The sequence below is a fragment of the Zoogloea sp. GW822-FHT05C07 genome, from assembly GCF_058800215.1.
The window spans coordinates 2412327-2433103 of sequence record NZ_CM179510.1 but is presented as its reverse complement, the minus strand read 5'-3'; the positions used below and the strand labels follow the sequence as shown (position 1 = coordinate 2433103).

Sequence of the window (20777 nt, the reverse complement as noted above, 5' to 3'; positions counted from 1 at the left end):
GCCGGGGGCGTTTCGCCTCCATTCCATACGCACATACAGGGAGCATTTCTCCCCTCCGGCAGCGGCGATCCGGTGCGCCGCGCCTTTGTGGCTGTCACAAAACATTCATTTGATTCGGCAAGACGCCTGTCGATAAATGTGCGGGTTTTTCTGGTGCGACGCACAAAACCTGCCCGGACCACCCGGTTCGACACGGAGTCACCGCCATGAGCATTCGACGCTATCTGATCATCCTCATCACCATCACCACCACGCTGCTGCTGGCCGCCGGCGCGGCGGGCCTCATGATGTTCCAGCACAACACGCGGCTGGTACGCAACCTCACCGACGACGCGATTCCCGGCGCGCTGGCCGCCTCCGACCTGGGCGCCCAGCTCAAGCAGGTGCAGATCGTCCTCACCGAGATCGTCTATGCACCGAGCGCCGAGGTGGCCGCCGGAGCCAGGGAAAAACTGCTTGCCCAGCGCAAGGGGCTGCACGACGCCCTCACGGCGCAGGGGCCGCTGGCCCACTCGGACACCGAGCAGGCCATGCTGCACGAAGCGGAAGAAAGCCTTGCCCAGTACGAAGCGGCGATGGACGAGACCATTGAACAGGCGGTGGCCGGCCAGCGCGCCATCGCCGAGGCCAGCCTGTACGCCAACGTGGCCCAGTACCAGCAGGAACTGCAGCAGATCCTCGAGACCTTGCGCGTCGAGAAGCGCCGCACCAAGGACCGTTCGGTGGCAGCCGTGGAAGAAGGCTTCGTGCAGACCCAGTGGATCCTGTCCGGCGCCACCGGGCTGACGCTGGTCGTGCTGGTCGGCCTGGTGTTCCGCCTGCACGGCAACATCATCAAGCCGCTGCGCGCAATGGAAGGCACGATGGCCTCCATCGCCACCTCGCTGGACTTCACGCAGCGCGTGCCGGTGGTCCGCGACGACGAAATCGGCCAGTCGGTGCGCGCCTTCAACAGCCTCATCGATACGCTGCAGACCAGCCTCGGCGAGATGGTCGAGGTGATCCGCCGCAACGAGGTGGCCTCCATCGAGATGCACCAGTCGGCCGCCGCCATAGCCCGCCTGGCCTCCAACGGCACCCAGTCGTCCCAGGCCATCCACTCGGCGGTGCAGGCCATCCAGGCCCACATCGTCGACATCGACCGGGAAACCCGCCAGGCCGGCGAGATCAGCAACGACTCCAGCGCCCGCGCCACCGAGAACAGCGCGGTGATCCGCAATGCCGCTGGCCGCATCGAGCAGCTGGCCACCAGCATCGACAACGCGTCCCAGCGGGTCTTCGACCTGGCCGCGTCGGTGGTGAAAGTCGAGACCGTCGTCTCGGAGATCCGGCAGATTGCCGACCAGACCAACCTGCTGGCCCTCAACGCCGCCATCGAGGCCGCCCGCGCCGGCGAATCCGGGCGCGGCTTCGCGGTTGTGGCCGACGAGGTGCGCAAGCTGGCCGAACGCGCCGCCGGCTCCACCGAGTTGATCAACCAGCACATCTCGGAGATCCGCACGACCTCCCACGACTCCACCACGCTGATGCAGAAGGTCATCGGCGAGATGCAGGAAAGCACGACGCTGGCCCAGACCGCCGGCAACGCGGTGGAGCGCATCGAGGACTCGACCGGCAAGGTCATAGACGTGGTGAACGAGATCACCCGCCTGGTGGCCATCGGCCAGTCGTCCAGCGACGAGATCGTCGGCCAGGTCGGCATGATCGACAACCTGCTCGGCGACGCCAACCACGCCGCGCTGCACACCAAGCAGGCCGCCGACTCGATCCGCGACATCTCCCAGCACATGGCGCGCATCGTCAAACGTTTCCGCATCGGCGGGCCAGGCCTTGCGAGCGTGCGCTAAACCGCGCCGCTTGGCCTAGAATCCGCAGCGTTTCGCGGGGCGCGGCCCCGCACCCTCAACACGGAGAACCTGCATGTCCGGCGATCATTTCCATGTCCACGGCCCCCATGACCACGCAGTCGAGCACGCCAGCCACGGCGGCGACGGCTTCGCCTCGCGCATCGCGGCGATGACGGCAGTCCTCGCCACCCTCGGCGCACTGTTCAGCTACGCCGGCGGCGCCACCCAGAACGATGCGCTGATGCACAAGAACGAGGCCGCCATCCGCAAGACGGAAGCCTCCAACCAGTGGGGCTACTACCAGGCCAAGAGCTCCAAGCAGAACATCGCCGAGCTGGCCTTTGCGCTGACCAGCGGCGAAGCCCAGACCCGCTACCAGTCGGAAATCGAGCGCTACAAGCACGAGAAGGAAGACATCAAGAGCAAGGCCGAGAAACTCGAAGCCTCCGCCACCGAGGCCGAGGAAGCCAGTGAGCACTCCATGCACGAGCACCATCGCTGGGCCCAGGCGATGACCGCCATGCAGGTCGCCATCTCGCTGGCGGCGATCACCCTGCTGACCCGCAAGAAATGGATGGAATGGGCCTCCCTCGGGGTGGCCGGCGCTGGCTGCGCGATCGCCGCGGTGGCCCTGCTCCACCTTTGAAACCCAAAATGGTCAGAATGCCTTGACAGTCTGAGCACAGCTACGGAGCATGGAGCGGGTCCAACGTCAGGAGGGCCACACCATGCAACACCGTACGCGTTCCATCGAACAAGGCAGTGCATGGCGGCCCTGGCGCCGCCTCGCCGAGGCCTTCGCCGTCATTGTCGGTCTCGCCGTGCTGAGCCCGGCCCACGCCGACAAACCCTACCAATATTACGTGGTCGGCAATCCCGCCGACGCCAGCTCCAGCCAGCCACCCCGCGAACCGTCCGCGCTGCTGATGGGCGGCGGCCCGGACGTGGACGCGGCGTTCCAGTGGATGATTTCCCGCGCTGGCGGCGGCGACTTCGTGGTGATCCGCGCCACCGGCACCGACGCCTACAACCCTTACATCTATGCGATGGGTGGCGTGGATTCGGTGGAGACGCTGATCATCCCGTCGCGGGACGCCGCCAACGATCCCTTCGTGATCGACCGCATCAACAAGGCCGAGGCCTTGTTCATCGCCGGTGGCGACCAGGCCGACTACATCAACTTCTGGAAGGGCACCGGCGTCGAGCAGGCCATCAACGGCCTGATCGCCCGCAAGGTGCCGATCGGCGGCACCAGCGCCGGCCTGGCGGTGCTCGGCCAGTTCGACTTTGCGGCCCTCAACGGTACCGTCTATTCCGACGATGCCCTCAGCAATCCCTACAACAAGCGGGTGACCCTCGACCGGGGCTTCATCACCGCACCGGGGCTGGACTTCGTGATCACCGATGCCCACCTGGACACCCGCGACCGCATGGGCCGGCTGGTCACCTTCCTGGCGCGCATCGTGCAGGACGGCTGGTCGGGCATGGCCCGCGGCATCGGCGTGGACGTGGAGACCGCCCTCGCGGTGGCCGGCACCTCGGCCACGCGGCTTGGCAGCGGTTCGGTGTATTTCCTGCAGACCAACGGCCTGCCGCAGGTCTGCCAGCCTGGCACGCCGCTCACCTACCGCAACGTCGGCGTGCAGCGCCTGTCCGGCAGCGGCCGCTTCGACTTGCTGAACTGGCGCGGCTATGGCGGCGTCACCACCAACTACAACCTCTCGGCAGACCGCGGCACGCTGTATTCGACCCAGACGGGCGGAGCAATTTACTGACCAGACAGGAGGCCAGAGCGATGCCGTCCTGGTTGACTCTTGCCATCATCGGGATCTCCGGCGGCCTGGCTGCCGGAGTCTTCGGCATCGGGGGTGGCGTCATCCTCGTGCCCGCCCTGGTGTATTGGGCAGGGTTCTCCCAGCACCTCGCGACGGGTACCACCCTCGCCGTACTCCTGCCACCGATCGGGCTCGCCGCCGCCTACGAGTATTACCGCAACGGCAACGTGGACATCCGGGCCGCGCTGATCCTGGCCCTGATGATGTTTCTGGGCTCGTGGCTGGGGGCTATCCTGGCCAACCGGCTGGATTCGGCCTCCCTCCGCCTGGTCTTCGGAATTTTCGTGTGCGGCCTCGGCCTGAGCTTGATCGTCAGCGCCTGCAGGCAACGCGGCTGGCTTTGAGCGGGACGACGCTGACCGCCAGCCCCGCTCTGCCCTGACTGTCAGATCACCGCATCCTTCACTTCACCGCCGAGGGCTTCCAGCACGGCCGGGATCAGGCGCGACAGCTCGCCGCTCATCAGCGCGAAGTCGGCCTCGATCTGCATGTCGGTGGCGTCGGCCTGGCGCTCGGCCTCTTCCTTGATGATGTCGAGGAAGGCCAGGCGCTTGATCTCCATCTTCTCGGTGAGCATGAAAGAGACACGGTCGTCGAAGGTCAGCGCGAGGCGCGTCGGCAGCTTGCCGGCGGCCAGGTGGTCCTGCACGTCCTTGCCGTCCAGCGCGTGGCGCACGTAGCGCACGGCGGCCTTCTCGTCGGTGACGGCGCGCAGCTCGCAGTCCAGGTCGATGCTGAAGGCGCCCGACGCCTCGTTGGCGGCCAGCCAGCCGGTCATCACCGACACCGGCGACAGCTGGGTCTTGACCATCTTCACCGGCAGCTCGTCCAGCGTGTCGCGCAGGGCTTCGAGGACTTCCTCGGCGCGGGCCGGGCTGGAGGCGTCGATGACCAGCCAGCCGCCCACCGGGTCGATCCAGCTGAACACCTTGCGACGGCGCGTGAAGGCGCGCGGCAGCAGTTCCTGCAGCACCGCCTCCTTGATTTCCTTCATCTGCTTGCGGCCGGGCTTGTAACCCTGCTGGGCTTCGATCATCTCGGCCTTGTCGGCCGCCACCTCATTGACCACCGACGACGGCAGCAGCTTCTGCTCGACGGCCAGCGCAACCAGGAAATGGCCACCGACCGCCAGCACGAAGCGGTCGTCCTTGGTCGGCGAACTCCAGCCGCGGGTCGCCATGTCCTGGCTGCCGCAGGGCTGGAAGGGCCGCGCGGCGAGCTTCTCGGCGAGGGCTTCGGCAGTCAGGCCCCAGTTTTCGGGAAGACGGTAGATCTGGAGATTGCGGAACCACATGGGCGAGACATCCGTGCTGATGGAGAAGAGGCGGCATTGTAGCGGGACGCCGTCCCCCCGTCGCGGCGCAGCGGCCACAACACGGGCCCGATGCGTGCAGAATGCGGGCATTTCACGAACACGTCGCCTTTGCGCCGGCCACCCGATCTGTCCATGCCCGCTCCATCCCCACTCCAGCAGGCCGCAGCGCTGCCACCCGTCCTACTGGCCGGCTTCATCGGCTACGGCCAGGCCCTCGCGCTGGCCCACTGGCTGATGCCCGTCACGCCGGGCAGCCCGCTGACGCCGGCGATCCTGATGAGCCAGGGTTTCCTGGCCGCCACCCTGCTGGCCGCGCTGGCCTGTTACCCGCTGGCCTGGCTGTACGGCAAGCGGGCCGTGGCGGTCGCCGGCCTGATGACGCTGCCGGTACTGGCGCTGCGCGTGCCGGACAGCATCGCCCCCGGGCGGCACGCGCTGGCGATTTTCCTGTCCGCCTGGGAGATGCTGAGCTTCGTCGTGCTGCTAGTGGGCGGCACCTGGCTCGCCCGGCGTGCGCGCCTGGGCCCGTCAGTCGCCTGACGCTACCGGCTCGCCGGCCCGCCAGCCGTTCTCGAAGACCACCGTTTCCAGCGGCATGCGCTCGGCCCATTGGTGGATCTCCAGCATCGGCCTGGGATAGAACTCGTCCACGTGGCCGATGCACAAAATCGCGACGGGGCGCGCGCCGGTCGGCATGTCGAGCAAAGTGGCAAGGTCCACCGGGTCGAAGATCGACACCCAGCCGAGGCCGATGCCTTCGGCACGGGCCGCCAGCCACATGTTCTGGATCGCGCAGGCCACCGAGGCAAGGTCCATCTCGGGCAGCGTGCGGCGGCCGAAGACGTGCTTCTCGCGGCCGTCGGCCAGCGCCACGACGATCACCTCGCCAGCCTCTAGCAGGCCTTCCACCTTGAGGCGCATGAAGTCCTCTTCCCGCTCGCCGAGGGCACGGGCGGTGTTGCGGCGCTCCTTCTCGACCAGCACGTGCATGCGCTCGCGCAGGCCCCGGTCGGTGATGCGGATGAAGCGCCACGGCTGCATGTAGCCGACGCTGGGGGCGTGGTGGGCCGCCCACAGCAGGCGCGCCAGGATCTCGGGATCGACCGGGTCGGGGCGGAAGTGGCGCATGTCGCGCCGCTCGGCGATGACGCGGTAGATCGCCGCGACGTCGGCCTCCGGGAAACGATGGGAATCAGCCATGATGGAATCCTGTATGGGCCGCAGCAGCGGCCCGTGACGGTACAAATACCCGGGAGCCCACACTGCCCCCCGGCTGGCGGCGGCTCAGTCGTCGAGCAGGCGGACGCGGACCTTCTTGCCCTTGATCTTGCCGTCGGCGAGGCGCTTCAGGGCCTGGCGGACGATGTCGCGCCGCACGGCGACGTAGGTGGATTGCTCGGTCACGTTGATCTTGCCGATCTGTTCGGCGGCAAAGCCGGCCTCGCCGGTCAGCGCGCCGAGCACATCACCGGGGCGGATCTTGTCCTTGCGCCCGCCGAGGATCTGCAGCGTGGCCATCGGCGGCAGCAGCGGCGCGGCGTTCTCGGCCTGCAGTTCGGCGATGGATTCCCACTGCGGCTCGAAGCCCTGGCTGCGGGCGATGTTGCCGACGCGGTTCTTTTCCGTAGGGCCGACCAGGCTCAGCGCCCAGCCGTCGCGCTCGGCACGGCCGGTGCGGCCGACGCGGTGCACATGCACCTCCGGGTCGGGCGTCACGTCCACGTTGATCACCGCTTCCAGGCCGGCGATGTCGAGGCCGCGGGCGGCCACGTCGGTCCCCACCAGCACCGAGCAGCTGCGGTTGGCGAAGCGCACCAGTACCTGGTCGCGCTCGCGCTGGTCGAGGTCACCGTGCAGGGCCAGCGCATGGATGCCCTCGGCGTGCAGCGTGTCCACCAGGTCGCGGCACTGCTGTTTGGTGTTGCAGAAAGCCAGCGTGCTTTCCGGGCGGTAATGGCGCAGCAGCAGGCCGACGGCGGCCAGGCGCTGTTCCCGCGTCACCTCGTAGAAGCGCTGGCGGATCTTGTCGGCCTCGTGCTGCTCGGCCAGCGCGATCTCCCGCGGCTGGCGCATGAACTGGCGGGCCAGGCGCACCACGCCCTCCGGGTAGGTGGCCGAGAACAGCAGGGTCTGGCGGTTCTTCGGGCAGGCCCGGGCGACGTAGGCGATGTCGTCGAAGAAACCCATGTCGAGCATGCGGTCGGCCTCGTCGAGGACCAGTGCGCGCAGCGCATCGAGCTTGAGGCTGCCGCGGGACAGGTGATCCATCAGGCGGCCCGGCGTGCCGACGACGATATGCGCGCCGTGGGCCAGACTGTCGGCCTGCGGCCGGATCGGCGTGCCGCCGCACAGGCTGAGGACCTTGATGTTCTCTTCGGCACGGGCCAGGCGGCGGACTTCCTGGGCGACCTGCTCGGCCAGTTCGCGGGTCGGACACAACACCAGGGCCTGCACGGCGAAGCTGCGCGCGTCGAGGCGGTCCAGCAGCGGCAGCGCGAAGGCCGCCGTCTTGCCGCTGCCGGTCTTGGCCTGGGCGATCAGATCGTCGCCGGCCAGGGCCACCGGCAGCGCGGCGGCCTGGATCGGCGTCATCGTGTGGTAGCCGAGGCGCGCCAGATTGGCGATCACCGCGGCCGGCAGGGGCAGCTGGTCGAAGGGCGCCGGCACGGCGGCGACGGGAGGCGGGACGAAAGTCGCTTCGGGGGAAGCGGCGGAATCAGCGTCCGGCAGCGGGGGAAGAATCGAGCTCATGCCGGATTATCCCGGAAAGCCCCGCCTGCTGCTCGCCAAGCAGGCCAATGCCCCACCCTCAGTTGTTCAGTTGCAGGCGTGCCCGCTCCCGCGCCAGCCGCTCCTGCACGCGGCGCTGCTCCTCTTCCTCGGCGTGGCGTTGCTGCTCTTCCTTCTGACGCTGCTCATATTCGGCCTTGCGGCGGGCCGACTCCTCGGCCTGCTGCAGCTCGGACGACACCCGGTCGGCGTAGTAGCCGCGCTCCTGCAGGGCCCGTTCGCGCTGGCGCTCCTCTTCCTTGCGGGCATACTCGGCGCGCTGCTCCTCGTAGCGGCGCGCCGACTCCGCACGCTGGCGGCGCTCTGCAGCCTCCTGCTCGGCGATCTCCTGTTCCGACAGGTCGCCGTACATCTGGCGCCGCTCGGCCGCGATGACCTTCTGCTGGGCCTCGGCCGCCGCGTCACCGCTGGTGGCCCGCCGGAACGCAAAGACCGAGAAGAAGATCTGGATCAGCATGCCGATGATCATCAGCGTGCCGATCACGCCCAGCATGATGCGCAGCGGCGAGCGCTTGGCGGCCTTGATCTCCACCTGCAGCGGCAGCGGATCCTTGGCCAGCAGCGGCTCGACGGCGGCCTCGGCGACGGCCGGCTGGCTGCGTGCCAGGCCCGCATCGTAGGCAGCCCGCCGCCCCGGATCGGCGAGGATCCACACCGCCTCGCGGATCGCCTTCAACTTGTTGTCCGCGTCGGCGGGCGGCAGGCCGTGCTTGCCCGACTGGTAGTGGCGGGTCAGGCGCAGGTGCGCGGCCTGGATGTCGGCTTCGCTGGCGGTGGGCGCCAGCCCGAGCAGGTCGTAGAGCGTGGTCCTGGCTTTCATGCGGATAGGTCGGTAAGAACCCGGCGGACGGCCGGAAGACAACGGAATTATACGGATCGCCGCCGGCATCCTCCCCGTGAAACCGGTCACCGCAAAGGCGGCAAAAAAACCCGCCGCGGCCGATAATCGGGGCTCCGCCCCCCGACCCACGCCACGATGGAACTCGCCCAGCTCAGCCACACCCTCCGCCAGGACGCCGTCAGCGTGGTGTTCGTCAATGTGCTGCTGCAGCAGATGGGCGTACCGGTACCGGCGCTGCCGACCCTGCTGCTGGCCGGCAGCCTCGCCGCCGGGCCGGATGGACTCGGCAAGCTGCTGGCGGTGGCGGTGCTGGCCTCGGTCGTGGCCGACTGGGCCTGGTACGGCGCCGGTAAAGTGTTCGGCTACCGGGTGCTGGCCGGGCTGTGCCGGCTGTCGATCAACCCGGCCTCCTGCGTCAGCCAGACCGAAGCGCGCTTCATCCGCTGGGGCCTGTCGTCGCTGGTGGTGGCCAAGTTCATCCCCGGCTTCTCGACGGTGGCGCCGCCGATCGCCGGCGCGCTGCGCATGAACCTCGGCGGCTTCCTGCTGGCCGCGGCGGCCGGCGCCGCGCTATGGGCCGGTGCGGCGCTGGGGGCAGGATGGGTGCTGAAGGAGGCAGTCCAGGCCGCCATCCTGGCACTGGACGAACACATGGGCCGCGCGCTGGTGGTGCTCGGCCTGCTGGCCGGCGCGTGGCTGGGCTGGAAGCTGTGGCAGAAATACCGTTTCCGTCAGCAATGCGCGATCGCCCACATCACGCCGACCGAACTGCTGGCGGCATTGGAATCGGCCGACCGGCCGCTGGTGCTGGACCTGCGCGGCGCGACGATGATCGCCGCCACCGGCCCGCTCCCCGACACGCGGGTCGCGGAACACGACCGCCTGCACGAGGCGGTCGGCGACTGGCCGAAGAGCCGCCCCATCGTCACGCTGTGCGCCTGTCCGGAGGATGCCGGCGCAATCCAGGCAGCACGCCATCTGCTGGAAGCCGGCTACCTGTCGGTACGGCCGCTGCAGGGCGGCTACGAAGCCTGGCTGGCGGTCACCGGCCACGCCGTGCCAGCGGAGCCTCAGTAACCCGGCCATGGCAGCGGCGGCGCAACCAGGCGCCGCTCGCCGGGCCCCGCCACCGGTCCGAAGCGGGCATCGCCGGCCTCCCACTCATGCTGGGCCGCGGCGATCTCGTCCTTGCTGAAACCAACGAAGTTCCACCACATCAGCACCGGCTCGCCGAAGGGTTCGCCACCGAGCAGCAGGACGCGCCCGCCCGCCGACAGCTGCGCATCGAAACGCGCCTGCCCGTCACCGAGATAAGCCAGTTCGCCGATGCCGAAGCGCTCGCCATCGATGTCGATATGGCCTTCCAGCGGCAGCACCGCGTATTCGAAACCCGGCTCCAGTGCCAGGCCGACACGGCCGCCCGCCGCGCTGCTCACATCCAGCCCGACCAGCGGCGAATACAGGCGTGCCGGCGCCACGTGGTCGCCATGGCGCCCGGCCAGCAGCGTGAACACGCAGCCCTCGGCGTCCCAGCGCGGCAGGTCTGGATAGTGCTCGAAGGCCGGCTCGCGCTCCCGTTCTTCAAACGGCAGTGCAATCCACAACTGCGCGGCGTGCAGGCGCGTCTCGCCAGGCAGGGAATCCTCGGTATGCACGATGCCGCGCCCAGCGGTCATCAGATTGACCTGGCCCGGGCGGATCACCTGCTCGTGGCCAAGGCTGTCCCGGTGCAGCACTTCGCCCTCGATCATCCACGTGAAGGTCTGCAGGCCGATGTGCGGGTGCGCTCCAACGTGCATGCCCTGGCCGGTCTCGAAGTCCCGCGGCCCGATGTGGTCGAGGAAACACCAGGCGCCCACCATGCGCCGCTCGCGGGTCGGCACGGCGCGCCGGATCGTCAGCCCTTCGCCCAGGTCGGCCGTGCGGGCCTCGATACGCTGGATCGTCATGGTTCCGTCCTCCCGCCCTCAGGCACTCAGTTCGGTATGGATGCGCACCTCGCCGGTGAGCAACTTGTGCATCGGGCAGGCGTTGGCGATCTTCAGCAGCTGGGCGCGCTGCTCGTCGCTGAGTTCGCCGCCCAGGTGGATCAGGCGCTCGATGTCGTTGCCGGCCTCCGGCTTGCCCGCCGGGTTGAGCCGCAACTCCACGCGTACGCCGGTCAGCGGCCACTGGCGGCGCGCCGCCACCATCTTGAGGGTGATCGCCGTGCAGGTGCCGAGGCTGCCGAGAATCAGGCGCTCCGGCGACGGGCCGGCGTTGCCGCCGCCCAGTTCGACAGGTTCGTCGGCGGACCACACGTGGCCCAGGTCATCGGACAGCTGCACGAGGTAGGGCGTGTCCTGCAGGACGGCTTCGACGCGGGGTGTTCCGGACATGGTTCCTCCAAGGAATGACGGCAAGACGCCGGGTCCTGCTGCGACTCGCCGGACCTCGGAACGTTCCTCAGCGCGGATGCCGGCCCTGACGCACCGCATCGATCATCTGGAAGGCGATGGTGGCCGGATGGGGCAGCATCGGCAACGCATCGAGGGGATACCAGCCGATGTCCTCGATCTCGCTTTCCTGGGCCACGACCTCGCCACCGGCGTAATCGGCGAAGAAGCCGAGCATCAGCGAATGGGGGAAGGGCCAGGGCTGGCTGCCGAACCAGCGGATGTTGGCGATCTCGATGCCGGCCTCCTCGCGGATCTCCCGGCGCAGGCAGTCCTCGACGGTTTCGCCGGCCTCGACGAAACCGGCCAGCGCGCTGTAGATCCCCGGCGGGAAATGCGGCGAGCGGGCCAGCAGCAGCTCGTCGCCCTTCAGGATCAGGCCGATGCACACCGGCGAGATGCGCGGATAGGCCTTCGCACCGCAGGCCCGGCATTCCCGCGCCGGCTCGCTGGCGCTGGTGTGCAGCGGGCCACCGCATTCGCCGCAGAAGCGGTGCTGCTGCAGCCACGACACCAGCTGACGGGCACGGGCCAGGGCTTCGTGCAGCCCGTCGGGCCACCGGCCCCACAGCTGACGGTAATCGCGGGTGGTGAATTCCGGCGGCACGCCCAGGTGGGCCGGCCACAGGCGCAGTTCGCAGGGAATGCCATCGAGGCTGCCGATGGTGATCGCCTCCAGGCACGGGCCGAGGGAATCCAGCCGCGTCGGGTCCGGCAGTTGCAGATCGGGATCCAGCAGCAAGGACGTTCCGACAAACGGAAACACCCGCGACGCGATGGCGCCTTCGGCCACCCCAAAGCTCGGCACGAAACCCGACATAAGCAAACTCACCCTAGGCACGGGCCGCCGGCACGCGGCGGCGGAAGACAGGATCTACCCGATGGGGTAGGACAACGGCTTCACGATACGTAATTTTCGGCGCTGCGGCCAGCCGGCCGTCGCAACGCTGCAGCCCCCGCGGCAGGATTTCCCGGCACGCGGGCAGCAAAGCGTGCGCAGCCGTCAGCCCTCCCGCACGAAGCGCGTCAGGCTGACATCCACCGTCAGGTCCAGGGCCTCCAGCGCTGCCGCGCGGGCCCGGCCCTCCGCGGTGGCACGGTACAGGTGGGGCGTCATCGTCAGCAGGTCGGCGATCTGCGCAGCGCTGTCGAGGCGGATGGCGGCGCGCACGCTTTCCACGGCGTGCAGCCGGAAACCCTCCGGCGCCTGCGTCTCCTGCGGGCGTGGCGCCTTCAGCGTCGGGTAGATGATCTCGCGCAGCTCACGCAGGTGATCCGGCCCCGCGTCCACCTGCAGCAGCTCGCCGCCCGCCCGCAGCACGCGGGCGAACTCGCCATACACCGGAAAGCCGAACAGGCACAGCAGCCGGTCCACGGTGCCCGTCAGCACCGGCAGGTTGGCATTGCTGCCGACCACCCAGGCGACCCGCTTGTCGCGCTTGGCGGCGGCCTGCACGGCCCACTTCGAGATGTCGAGGCCCAGCACGGCCAGGTCGGCGCCGCCGGCATCGGCCGCTGCCGCCAGCTCGCGCAGGTAGTAGCCCTCGCCACAGCCGGCGTCGAGGCAGGCCGCCGGCCGGCGGGCGGGCAGATCCGCCAGCACGGCGCGGCTCACCGCATCGGCGATGGGGCCATACACGCCGCGCTCCAGGTAACGCCGCCGTGCCGCCACCATCTCCTTGCTGTCGCCCGGATCGCGGGAGCGCTTCTGCTGGACCGGCAACAGGTGGATGTAACCCTGGCTGGCGATGTCGAAGGTGTGGCCGGCGCCGCAGCGCCAGCTGGCACCGGCGCGCTGCAGCGGCCCGCCGTCGAGGGGGCAGGCCAGGGCCTGGAAGGGAGTGATCATGCGGATTCGGTGAGCGGACGGAAAGGCGGCGGGTCTGCACGATACCCGAGATGGCGGCCCGCCCCAACGCCTGCCGTGTCCCCGACCATTGCGGGTAACCCGGCGAACTTCGCTCAGTTGGGCACGCGGTCGGCGCGCCGGTGGCGACGCGCCTGTTTGGCGGAATACATGCGGCGGTCGGCGACTTCGAGCAACTGTTCGATATCGTCGCTGTCCTCCGGCAGACAGGCCGCGCCGATGCTCACGCTCAGCTCATGGGCCTGGTCCTCGTAGCTGAACGGCCCGACGACGCTGGAATACAGGCGCTGCACCACCGTATCGATGCCGGTCGGCTGGTCGACCGGGGTCAGCAGCATTGCGAACTCGTCGCCGCCGAGCCGCGCCACGGTGTCCGATTCGCGGGAGGCGGTGCGCAGGCGCCGGGCCACTTCGCGGATCGCCGCGTCGCCGACGCGGTGGCCGAAGGTGTCGTTGAGCTGCTTCAGGCCGTCCATGTCGATCATCAACACGCCGGCCGGTCGGCCGTCGCGGCTCCGGCGCGCCACCACGTTACGCAGGCGGTCCATGAACAGGGAGCGGTTGGCCAGATCGGTGAGGCCGTCGTGGGTGGCCTTTTGGAAGAGCTTGTCGCTGTCGAGCTGGGTGGCGAAATGCATCGCCGCCGCTACCAGATCGGACAGCAGGCCGAGCAGGGCTTCGTCCTGCACCCGGAAAGCCCGCGGCTGCTCGGACATGGCCTTCAGGACACCCACCACCTTGTTGTCGAACTTGAGCGGCATGACGATCATCGAGCGCAGGCCGATCCGGCGGCAGGCCGCCTGGTCCACCCGCACGTCGTGCTCGGTATCGTCGCTGCGCAGGATGGAGCCGCTTTCCACGCACATCCCCGACAGGCTGTTGGCCTGGCGCAGGCGCAAGCCCAGGTGAGGGCCGGCGATACCGGACGCCGCCGCATAGACCATATCGCCCTCCTGGGCCAGCTCGATCACCGCGCCGTCGGCATCGATCAGGTCCAGCGTGCGGTCGACCACCAGTGCCATCACTTCGCCCAGGTCCAGCCCGGCCTTGACGATCTCGGTCTGGATCTCGATGACTTTCAGCAACTGCTCCTGGGACGGCATGCCGGAGGGTCCTTGTGGTTATTTCAAAATTATCAAATTCGCGGCAAGACCATACTGAAGGCACGGGCAATTGGCAACTCGGCAGATCACGCCACAGCGCAATCTCTCACGGTGCGTTGAAGCAGCAGGAAACGCGGCAGATGGATGCTCAGCTGTCCGCAGCGAGGCGGCCGTCCACCAGCCTCACGGTACGGTCGCAGCGGGCCGCCAGGCGCGGGTCGTGGGTCACGATGAGGCAGGCACAGTCGGTCTGGCGGTTGAATTCCCGCAGCAGCGCGAAGATGTCGTCGGCGGTGTGGGTGTCGAGGTTGCCGGTCGGCTCGTCGGCGAGGATCAGGCGTGGCCGCAGCGCCAGCGCGCGGGCGATGGCGACGCGCTGCTGCTGACCGCCCGACAGCTCGGCCGGCTTCTTGTGGGCGTGGGCCTTCAGACCGACCGCATCGAGGAGCTGCTGGGCTGTCGCCTCGGCCTCATCGTCGGGCGCGCCGCGGGCAATGATGGCCGGCATCATCACGTTTTCCAGCGCAGTGAACGCCGGCAGCAGGTGGTGGAACTGGAACACGAAGCCGATGCTACGCCCGCGCAGCGCGGTGATCTCGGCTTCCGACAGGGCCGCCGTGTCGCGCCCGCCGATGGACAGACGCCCGCCGGTGGGCCGTTCGAGCAAGCCGATGATGTTGAGCAGCGTGCTCTTGCCGGAGCCGGACGGGCCGATCAGCGCGGCGAACTCGCCCTGCGCCAGGCTCAGGTCGATGCCGTGCAGCACCTCGGCCTCGACCGGCGTGCCGGCGTTGTAGACCTTGGTCAGGCCGGCGAGCTCGATGACCGGGGCGTTCATGAACGGATCGCCTGCACCGGGTCCATCTTCGCCGCGCGGCGCGCCGGGATCAGCGCCGAGGCGAGGCCGACACCGGTCGCCACCAGCGCCGCCAGCACGATGAAGCGCGGCTCCAGCTCGGCGGCGAACAGCGGGCTGCCGTCGGCATTGCGGTAGATCGCCGAGAACATGTTGAGCAGCCCGAAGGCCAGCAGGCTGCCGAAGATCGAACCGACCGCCCCGACCAGCGCGCCCTGGATCAGGAAGACCTGCAGGATCATCGCACGGCTGGCGCCCATCGCTCGCAGGATGCCGATCTCCTTCTGCTTCTGGACCACGCTCACCACCAGCACGCTGGCGATGCCGAGGGCCACGATGACAATCACGAAGCTGCGGATCAGGTTGTTGGAGACGGTCTGGTTGCGCAGCGCGGCGAGGAGTTGCGCATTGGTCTGCATCCAGCTGTCCACGGTGAGACCGGTGGCGCCCTGCAGGCGGGTCGCGATGGCCTGGGCGTCGAAGATGTCGGCCACGGTCAGGTCCAGGTTGGACACCCCGCCGGGCAGGTCGAGCAGGCTCTGGGCCAGCGGCAGCGTCACGAAGACCCAGCGGCGGTTGAGATCCTTGTTGCCGATGTCGAAGATGCCGCCCACCTGCAGCAGCTCGTCGCGCCCGTTGGGCAGCGCCACGCGCAGCTTGTCCTCCAGGCGGATGCCCAGGTCCTTGGCCAGCTCGGAACCGATCACCGCGCGGGTACCGTCCACCGCGAAGCGGCCGGCGACCATGTAGTCCTCCATGCGCACGATGCGCCGGTAACGCTCGGCGTCGATGCCCATCAGCGCGACGGACTTGTTGGCCTGGCCGCGCACGGCGAAGGCCGGTCCGGTGACGGTCGGCGACACCGCGGTGACGCCGGGCATTCCGGCGGCCAGGCGGGCGACGTTCTCCCACTGGTCCACCGAGCGCAGGCGCTGGGCGCGGGGCTCGATGACCGCCGCCGAGGCCGGATCGTCGAAGGCGCGGCGGTTGGCCTCCTCCAGCGGGCGGATCACCACGTGGGGCTGGGTGCCGAGCACCCGGTCCACGATCTGCGCCTGCAACTGGGTGATCAGCTGGGTCAGGAAGACGATCACCGCCACCCCGCCTGTCGTGCCGGCGAGGATCAGCAAGGTCTGCATGCGCCCCTCGCGCAGGAAACGCAGAGCGACCAGCGGGGCGAAAGGCAGGCGCAGCTTCAACGCATCATGCCCTGCGGAACCTGCACACCGCCGACCTTGGGCTTCTTCGGCTCGCGGATGCGCAGGGTGTCGCCTTCCAGCGCGCCGGAGGCCGGCAGCACGGCCAGGTCGCCCTCGGCGAGGCCCTTGAGGATTTCCACCTGGCCGATGCCGGCAAGGCCGAGCTGCACGTCGGCGCGCACCGCCACGCCGTCGCGAGCGACCAGCACCCACGGCTTGCCGCCATCCGGGTCGCGCACCGCTTCGGACGGCAGCACCAGCGTCGCATCGCGGCGGCCGGTGACGGTCTCGACCGACACGGTCATGTCGGGGCGCAGGAAGTCCGGTGGCGTCGGCACACGGAAACGGATCTCGACGGTGCCGCGTTGGGGATCTACCGCCGGCGCCAGGTAGTACAGCGTCGCATCGAAGGGCCGCGCCGGATAGGCGTCGGCGACGCCGCGGGCCTGCTGGCCGGGTTGCAGCAGGCGCAGGTTCTTCTCGTCCACCGTCGCATAGACGCGGGTTTCGCCGTTGTCGGCCAGCTCCAGCAAGACCTTGCCAGCCGCCGCCACGTCGCCGGGCTCGGCCTTGCGGCTGAGCACCACGCCAGCCGACGGCGCGGTGAGGGTCAGCAGCGCGGCCCGCGCGCGGGCGTTGGCGAGCTGGGCGCGAGCCTGGGCGACGCGGGCCTCGGCGGCCACCTTCTCGGTGCCGCCAGACTGCTGGGCGGCCAGTTGGGCGCGGGCCGCTGCCACCGCGGACTCTGCATTGGTGGCGTTGCGCAGCGCATCGTCGGCCTTCGATTGGGCGTAGAAACCACGGGCGACCAGCTGGCGGGCGCGCTCCGCCTCGGCGCGGGCCACCGTCAGGTTGGCTTCGGCCTGGGCCAGTTGCTGGGCTGCCACCGGACGGCCGAGGGCTTCGATCTGGGTCAGGCGTGCTTCAGCCTCGGCCACGGCGGCCACCGCCTGGCCGATCAACGCCTCGGCGTCGTCAGCGCGCAGGCGGGCCAGCACCTGGCCGGCCTTGACCTTGTCACCCTCGCGCACGGTAACTTCAAGCACCGTGGCAGCCAGCGGACTGCCAATGGAAATCCGCGCCGGCGTGACGATGCGGCCGGTAGCGACCACTGACTGGGTCAGCGGCCCCTTGCGCACCGCCGCCACGTCCACCTCGCGCCCCTTTGGCCACAGCAACACAGCAGCCAGCGCGCCGGCCGCGGCCAGCGCCAGGATCAACCCGCGGCGCGTCACGCCGGTTCGGCCAGGAGTTTGTCGAGGAGGGCGTGGAGCTTGGCGAAATCCGGCTCACCGAGGTATTTCTGGACGACCCGGCCCTGCTTGTCGAGCAGGAAGGTGGTCGGCGTCAGGCGCACGTCCTCGAAGCCCTTGGCGGCCTTGCCGCCGCTGTCGAGGGCCACGGTGAAGGGCAGGCCGTTCTTCTGCGCGTAATTGCGCACGTATTCGGGCGGGTCGTAGTCCATCGCGATGGCGACGGTCTCGAAACCCTTCGGTGCAAACTTCTTGTACGTTTCGACGATCTTGGGCATCTCGGCCACGCAGGTGGTGCAGGTGGTGGCCCAGAAGTTGACCAGCACCACCTTGCCCTTCAGGGACGACAGCTGGCGGGTCTGGCCATCGAGGGTCGTGAAGCTCACGTCGGGCGCCGCCGCCGGCTGACTGCAGCCGTGCAGGAAGGCCAGGATCAGGACAGGCGCGACAAGACGCGTGATAGCCTTTAATAACATCGTGTTCAACCAGAAAAGAAGGAGGTATGCCGTGCGTGCGATTCTGAGAGCTTTGCTGCTGCTTGTCATCTGTAGCCAGGCCTGGGCCCTGGGGCTGTCCGACCTGACCGACAAGGATGCGTCGGGTGGCCTGAAGGATGCCCTCGTCCAGGGAGCCGGCAAGGCGGTTGGACAACTGGGCGCCGACGGTGGTTTCCTCAACAATCCGAAAGTGAAGATCGGCCTGCCCGACAGCATCGCACCGCTGGAAGGGGTGCTGCGCACGATGGGCCGCGGCAAGGATGTGGACGCGCTGATCGCCACGATGAACAAGGCCGCCGAGCAGGCCGTGCCGAAGGCCAAGGTCCTGCTGGTGGACGCGGTGAAGAAGATGAGCGTCGAGGACGCCAAGAAGATCCTCACCGGCGGCGACGATTCGGCCACCCAGTACTTCAAGGAGAAGACCTCTGCCCAGCTGGCCGAATCCTTCCTGCCGACGGTGAAGGAAACCACCGACAAGCTGGCCCTGTCCGCCCAGTACAACAAGCTGGCCAGCAAGGCCGGCCAGTTCGGGCTGGTCAAGGGCGACGACCTGAAGATCGAGAACTACGTGACCCGCAAGGCCCTCGACGGCCTCTACCTGATGATCGCCGAGGAAGAGAAGGCGATCCGCAAGGACCCGGTCGGCGCCGCTACCGGCCTCGCCAAGAAAGTCTTCGGGGCACTCGGCCAGTAAGCCGGCGCCGGCCTCAGAAGCGGAAGCCCACCGTCAGGCGGGTGGCGTTCACGTCGCTGAAGTTCTGCCACGGCTCGTAGGCCAGGCGCAGGAACCAGGCCGGGAAGTCGTAGCCGAGGCTGAGGCCCCAGCCTTCCACCGGGCCGCTGTCAGCGATGCCGGTCTTGCGCAGCACGTCGACGGTGACCCGCTGCCCGTTGCCCACCGGCCAGCGCGCCACCGCGTGGACGTGCTGCTGGTGGGTGCCCAGACGGTCGTCGCGGATCGCCATCAAATAATAGGTGCGGCCGCTGTCGTCCCGATAGCCGGCGGCCAGCGACAGCGCGTCGTTGGGGTCGAAGTTGAGATTGAAGTAGGGCTTGGTGTTGGTGCGACCGATGCCGGCCTGCACGAACCACGGCTCGCCCAGCTCGACGCTGAAGCTGCCGCCCCAGAAACCGCCGGACGCCCATTGCAGGGACGGCTGCAGCGCCAGCGTCGAACCCTCGAAGGGCTGCCAGCTGGTATCCACGCCGGCCCGCCCCTGGCTGCCGAAATCCCGGTCGCGATACGCCCCCAGCCACACCGACGAGTCGCCGCGGCGGTAGCGCAGGTTCACGTCCTGGCCGCTAAAGTTACCGCCGTAGCGGTACTCACCGAGGCTCAGCTTGAAGGGCCGGTCGGCCGCCGCAGCCTGCACCGCGGCCGCGTCACCGGGCAGGCGGGCCTCGTCGGAAGCCTGGGCGGCAAGGCTCGCCGCACTGGCGACGGCAAGGACAATCAGCTTCTGGATACGCATCACGGACCGCCGTCGCGAAAAACACACAGCGCGATCATAGCCGACACAGTTCACAGCCGGGATCAACTGGGCGGAACCGAAAGCCCGGCGCACACTCTTCCTCATTAAGGAGGCCGGCAGAGCGTCCTGCCCCGGCTCTCTCATGGAGGAGGAAGACAAAGTGAACAACGTTTCGCATATCCCGTCCTACCTGTCGGCCGAGCACCTCGGCCCGTGGGAGACCTTCCTGGTGCAGGTGGACCGGGTCGAACCGCACCTGAACCCCGAACTGCGCCCCCTGACGCCGATCCTCACCCGCCCGATGCGGGCGCTGATCGTCAACGTGCCGATCCGCCTCGACAACGGCGAGATGGGGCATTTCGAGGGCTATCGGGTCCAGCACAACCTGGCCCGCGGGCCGGGCAAGGGCGGTATCCGCTTCCACCCGGACGTCACGCTGGCCGAGGTGATGGCCCTGTCGGCGTGGATGACCGTCAAGAACGCGGTGGTGAACGTGCCCTTCGGCGGCGCCAAGGGCGGCGTGCGGGTCGATCCGCGGCAGCTTTCCGCCGCCGAGCTGGAGCGCCTGACCCGCCGCTACACCAGTGAGATCCACATCCTGCTCGGCCAGGACAAGGACGTGCCGGCCCCGGACATCAACACCAACGAGCAGACCATGGCGTGGATCATGGACACCTACTCGATGAACGAGGGGCGCACCGCAATGAGCGTGGTCACCGGCAAGCCGATCAGCCTGGGCGGCAGCCTGGGCCGCAAGGACGCCACCGGCCGCGGCGTGTTCGTCGCCACCGTCGAGGCAGCCCGGCACATCGGCCTGGACATCGCCGATGCGCGGGTCGCGGTGCAGGGCTTCGGCAACGTCGGCGAAGCGGCGGCAAGGCTGTTCTCCAACGCCGGCGCAAAGATCGTCGCCATCCAGGACAGCACCGGCGCCATCGTCAATCCGGCCGGCCTCGACGTGCGGGCGGTCAAGGCCTGGCGCCACGAGCACGGCACGCTGCAAGGCGCACCGGGCGCCGAAGCGGTGTCCACCGACAACTTCTGGCAGCTGGAAACCGACGTACTGGTCGCCGCGGCAATGGAAAACCAGATCACCGCCGCCAACGCCGAACACATCCGCACGCGCATCATCACCGAGGGCGCCAACGGCCCGACTACGCCGGAAGCCGACCTGATCCTGCAGGAGCGCGGCATCACGGTGATCCCCGACGTGCTCGCCAACGCCGGCGGCGTGACGGTGAGTTACTTCGAATGGGTGCAGGACATCAGCGCCTTCTTCTGGAGCGAGGACGAGATCAACGCCCGCCTCGACCGCATCATGCGCGAAGCCTTCGCGGCGGTCTGGGATTCGGCCCAGGCCAAGGGCATTCCGCTGCGCACCGCAGCCTTCGTGCTCGGCTGCGAGCGCGTGCTGCTGGCCCACAAGGTGCGCGGGCTGTATCCGTAGGCGCGACTCGGCAGAAGTTT

22 protein-coding genes are annotated in these 20777 nt (G+C 68.7%); 8 read left to right on the top strand and 14 right to left on the bottom strand.

The features are described from left to right. Positions 1-206: 206 nt before the first annotated feature. From AC3QL2_RS11490 to AC3QL2_RS11475, 4 genes are all read left to right on the top strand, one after another. Entirely contained in the window at positions 207-1847 is a 1641-nt protein-coding gene (locus tag AC3QL2_RS11490) for a methyl-accepting chemotaxis protein (protein WP_493234518.1), read from the top strand. Between the two features lie 73 nt (positions 1848-1920). Then, positions 1921-2493, top strand: a complete 573-nt coding sequence (locus AC3QL2_RS11485; RefSeq protein ID WP_493234517.1) for a DUF4337 domain-containing protein — start codon at positions 1921-1923, stop codon at positions 2491-2493. Between the two features lie 82 nt (positions 2494-2575). After that, positions 2576-3622 (top strand): cyanophycinase, encoded by a 1047-nt coding sequence (locus AC3QL2_RS11480; RefSeq protein WP_493234516.1) that lies wholly within the window; start codon positions 2576-2578, stop codon positions 3620-3622. A 20-nt stretch (positions 3623-3642) separates the two neighbouring features. Then, positions 3643-4026, top strand: a complete 384-nt coding sequence (locus AC3QL2_RS11475) for a TSUP family transporter (protein WP_493234515.1) — start codon at positions 3643-3645, stop codon at positions 4024-4026. Positions 4027-4067: 41 nt separating this feature from the next. Here the strand turns inward: AC3QL2_RS11475 and AC3QL2_RS11470 are convergent, their stop codons facing one another. Then, a complete protein-coding gene (locus AC3QL2_RS11470; RefSeq protein ID WP_493234514.1) occupies positions 4068-4976 on the bottom strand; it encodes a recombination-associated protein RdgC in 909 nt (302 codons plus the stop codon). A gap of 153 nt (positions 4977-5129) precedes the next feature. Between AC3QL2_RS11470 and AC3QL2_RS11465 the strand changes: the two genes are divergently transcribed. Next, positions 5130-5537 carry a hypothetical protein gene (locus AC3QL2_RS11465; protein WP_493234513.1) on the top strand — a complete coding sequence of 136 codons (408 nt, stop codon included), beginning with the start codon at positions 5130-5132 and terminating at the stop codon, positions 5535-5537. Here the strand turns inward: AC3QL2_RS11465 and bluB are convergent. The 3 genes from bluB to AC3QL2_RS11450 form a co-directional block, all read right to left on the bottom strand. Beyond that, positions 5526-6197 carry a 5,6-dimethylbenzimidazole synthase gene (gene bluB / locus AC3QL2_RS11460; RefSeq protein ID WP_493234512.1) on the bottom strand — a complete coding sequence of 224 codons (672 nt, stop codon included), beginning with the start codon at positions 6195-6197 and terminating at the stop codon, positions 5526-5528. The genes AC3QL2_RS11465 and bluB overlap by 12 nt on opposite strands. Before the next feature lie 84 nt (positions 6198-6281). Then, positions 6282-7748: an ATP-dependent RNA helicase DbpA gene (gene dbpA, locus AC3QL2_RS11455; RefSeq protein ID WP_493234511.1), complete on the bottom strand. Its 1467-nt coding sequence runs from the start codon at positions 7746-7748 to the stop codon at positions 6282-6284. A 58-nt stretch (positions 7749-7806) separates the two neighbouring features. Further along, a complete protein-coding gene (locus AC3QL2_RS11450) occupies positions 7807-8607 on the bottom strand; it encodes a J domain-containing protein (protein WP_493234510.1) in 801 nt (266 codons plus the stop codon). A gap of 156 nt (positions 8608-8763) precedes the next feature. Between AC3QL2_RS11450 and AC3QL2_RS11445 the strand changes: the two genes are divergently transcribed. Then, a complete protein-coding gene (locus tag AC3QL2_RS11445; RefSeq protein ID WP_493234509.1) occupies positions 8764-9705 on the top strand; it encodes a VTT domain-containing protein in 942 nt (313 codons plus the stop codon). Here AC3QL2_RS11445 and AC3QL2_RS11440 read toward each other — a convergent pair. The 9 genes from AC3QL2_RS11440 to AC3QL2_RS11400 form a co-directional block, all read right to left on the bottom strand. After that, positions 9699-10577, bottom strand: coding sequence for a pirin family protein (locus AC3QL2_RS11440; protein WP_493234508.1), 879 nt, complete (start codon positions 10575-10577; stop codon positions 9699-9701). The two genes, AC3QL2_RS11445 and AC3QL2_RS11440, sit on opposite strands and share 7 nt — an antisense overlap. 18 nt (positions 10578-10595) lie before the next feature. Beyond that, positions 10596-11006 (bottom strand): OsmC family protein, encoded by a 411-nt coding sequence (locus AC3QL2_RS11435; RefSeq protein WP_493234507.1) that lies wholly within the window; start codon positions 11004-11006, stop codon positions 10596-10598. Between the two features lie 67 nt (positions 11007-11073). Further along, positions 11074-11883 (bottom strand): NAD(+) diphosphatase, encoded by an 810-nt coding sequence (gene nudC, locus AC3QL2_RS11430; protein WP_493234506.1) that lies wholly within the window; start codon positions 11881-11883, stop codon positions 11074-11076. A gap of 183 nt (positions 11884-12066) precedes the next feature. Beyond that, a complete protein-coding gene (locus AC3QL2_RS11425; protein WP_493234505.1) occupies positions 12067-12912 on the bottom strand; it encodes a putative RNA methyltransferase in 846 nt (281 codons plus the stop codon). A 113-nt stretch (positions 12913-13025) separates the two neighbouring features. After that, positions 13026-14033, bottom strand: a complete 1008-nt coding sequence (locus tag AC3QL2_RS11420) for a diguanylate cyclase domain-containing protein (protein ID WP_493234504.1) — start codon at positions 14031-14033, stop codon at positions 13026-13028. Between the two features lie 148 nt (positions 14034-14181). After that, positions 14182-14871: an ABC transporter ATP-binding protein gene (locus tag AC3QL2_RS11415; RefSeq protein WP_493234503.1), complete on the bottom strand. Its 690-nt coding sequence runs from the start codon at positions 14869-14871 to the stop codon at positions 14182-14184. After that, positions 14868-16088, bottom strand: coding sequence for an ABC transporter permease (locus AC3QL2_RS11410; RefSeq protein ID WP_493234502.1), 1221 nt, complete (start codon positions 16086-16088; stop codon positions 14868-14870). The genes AC3QL2_RS11415 and AC3QL2_RS11410 overlap by 4 nt, the downstream gene beginning before the upstream one ends. Then, a complete protein-coding gene (locus tag AC3QL2_RS11405; RefSeq protein ID WP_493234501.1) occupies positions 16085-17323 on the bottom strand; it encodes an efflux RND transporter periplasmic adaptor subunit in 1239 nt (412 codons plus the stop codon). Before AC3QL2_RS11405 ends, AC3QL2_RS11410 begins: the two co-directional genes overlap by 4 nt. Further along, positions 17320-17817 (bottom strand): peroxiredoxin family protein, encoded by a 498-nt coding sequence (locus tag AC3QL2_RS11400; RefSeq protein WP_493234500.1) that lies wholly within the window; start codon positions 17815-17817, stop codon positions 17320-17322. The genes AC3QL2_RS11405 and AC3QL2_RS11400 overlap by 4 nt, the downstream gene beginning before the upstream one ends. Before the next feature lie 31 nt (positions 17818-17848). On the opposite strand from AC3QL2_RS11400, the gene AC3QL2_RS11395 reads away from it, so the two are divergent. Further along, positions 17849-18532, top strand: a complete 684-nt coding sequence (locus AC3QL2_RS11395) for a DUF4197 domain-containing protein (RefSeq protein WP_493234499.1) — start codon at positions 17849-17851, stop codon at positions 18530-18532. 13 nt (positions 18533-18545) lie between these two features. On the opposite strand, the gene AC3QL2_RS11390 is transcribed toward AC3QL2_RS11395, so the two are convergent. Next, entirely contained in the window at positions 18546-19310 is a 765-nt protein-coding gene (locus AC3QL2_RS11390; RefSeq protein WP_493234498.1) for a hypothetical protein, read from the bottom strand. Positions 19311-19470: 160 nt separating this feature from the next. Here AC3QL2_RS11390 and AC3QL2_RS11385 point away from each other — a divergent pair, with 160 nt between their 5' ends. Next, positions 19471-20757: a Glu/Leu/Phe/Val family dehydrogenase gene (locus AC3QL2_RS11385; RefSeq protein ID WP_493234497.1), complete on the top strand. Its 1287-nt coding sequence runs from the start codon at positions 19471-19473 to the stop codon at positions 20755-20757. The last annotated feature ends 20 nt before the right edge of the window (positions 20758-20777 follow it).

Excerpts from the sequence above, each read along its gene's own strand:
- AC3QL2_RS11390 (WP_493234498.1), bottom strand. The coding sequence starts at position 19,310 with ATGCGTATCCAGAAGCTGATTGTCCTTGCCGTCGCCAGTGCGGCGAGC.
- nudC (WP_493234506.1), bottom strand. The coding sequence starts at position 11,883 with ATGTCGGGTTTCGTGCCGAGCTTTGGGGTGGCCGAAGGCGCCATCGCG.
- AC3QL2_RS11450 (WP_493234510.1), bottom strand. The coding sequence starts at position 8,607 with ATGAAAGCCAGGACCACGCTCTACGACCTGCTCGGGCTGGCGCCCACC.
- AC3QL2_RS11465 (WP_493234513.1), top strand. The coding sequence starts at position 5,130 with ATGCCCGCTCCATCCCCACTCCAGCAGGCCGCAGCGCTGCCACCCGTC.
- AC3QL2_RS11440 (WP_493234508.1), bottom strand. The coding sequence starts at position 10,577 with ATGACGATCCAGCGTATCGAGGCCCGCACGGCCGACCTGGGCGAAGGG.
- AC3QL2_RS11400 (WP_493234500.1), bottom strand. The coding sequence starts at position 17,817 with ATGTTATTAAAGGCTATCACGCGTCTTGTCGCGCCTGTCCTGATCCTG.
- AC3QL2_RS11480 (WP_493234516.1), top strand. The coding sequence starts at position 2,576 with ATGCAACACCGTACGCGTTCCATCGAACAAGGCAGTGCATGGCGGCCC.
- AC3QL2_RS11485 (WP_493234517.1), top strand. The coding sequence starts at position 1,921 with ATGTCCGGCGATCATTTCCATGTCCACGGCCCCCATGACCACGCAGTC.
- dbpA (WP_493234511.1), bottom strand. The coding sequence starts at position 7,748 with ATGAGCTCGATTCTTCCCCCGCTGCCGGACGCTGATTCCGCCGCTTCC.
- bluB (WP_493234512.1), bottom strand. The coding sequence starts at position 6,197 with ATGGCTGATTCCCATCGTTTCCCGGAGGCCGACGTCGCGGCGATCTAC.
- AC3QL2_RS11435 (WP_493234507.1), bottom strand. The coding sequence starts at position 11,006 with ATGTCCGGAACACCCCGCGTCGAAGCCGTCCTGCAGGACACGCCCTAC.
- AC3QL2_RS11420 (WP_493234504.1), bottom strand. The coding sequence starts at position 14,033 with ATGCCGTCCCAGGAGCAGTTGCTGAAAGTCATCGAGATCCAGACCGAG.
- AC3QL2_RS11445 (WP_493234509.1), top strand. The coding sequence starts at position 8,764 with ATGGAACTCGCCCAGCTCAGCCACACCCTCCGCCAGGACGCCGTCAGC.
- AC3QL2_RS11415 (WP_493234503.1), bottom strand. The coding sequence starts at position 14,871 with ATGAACGCCCCGGTCATCGAGCTCGCCGGCCTGACCAAGGTCTACAAC.
- AC3QL2_RS11425 (WP_493234505.1), bottom strand. The coding sequence starts at position 12,912 with ATGATCACTCCCTTCCAGGCCCTGGCCTGCCCCCTCGACGGCGGGCCG.
- AC3QL2_RS11475 (WP_493234515.1), top strand. The coding sequence starts at position 3,643 with ATGCCGTCCTGGTTGACTCTTGCCATCATCGGGATCTCCGGCGGCCTG.
- AC3QL2_RS11490 (WP_493234518.1), top strand. The coding sequence starts at position 207 with ATGAGCATTCGACGCTATCTGATCATCCTCATCACCATCACCACCACG.
- AC3QL2_RS11470 (WP_493234514.1), bottom strand. The coding sequence starts at position 4,976 with ATGTGGTTCCGCAATCTCCAGATCTACCGTCTTCCCGAAAACTGGGGC.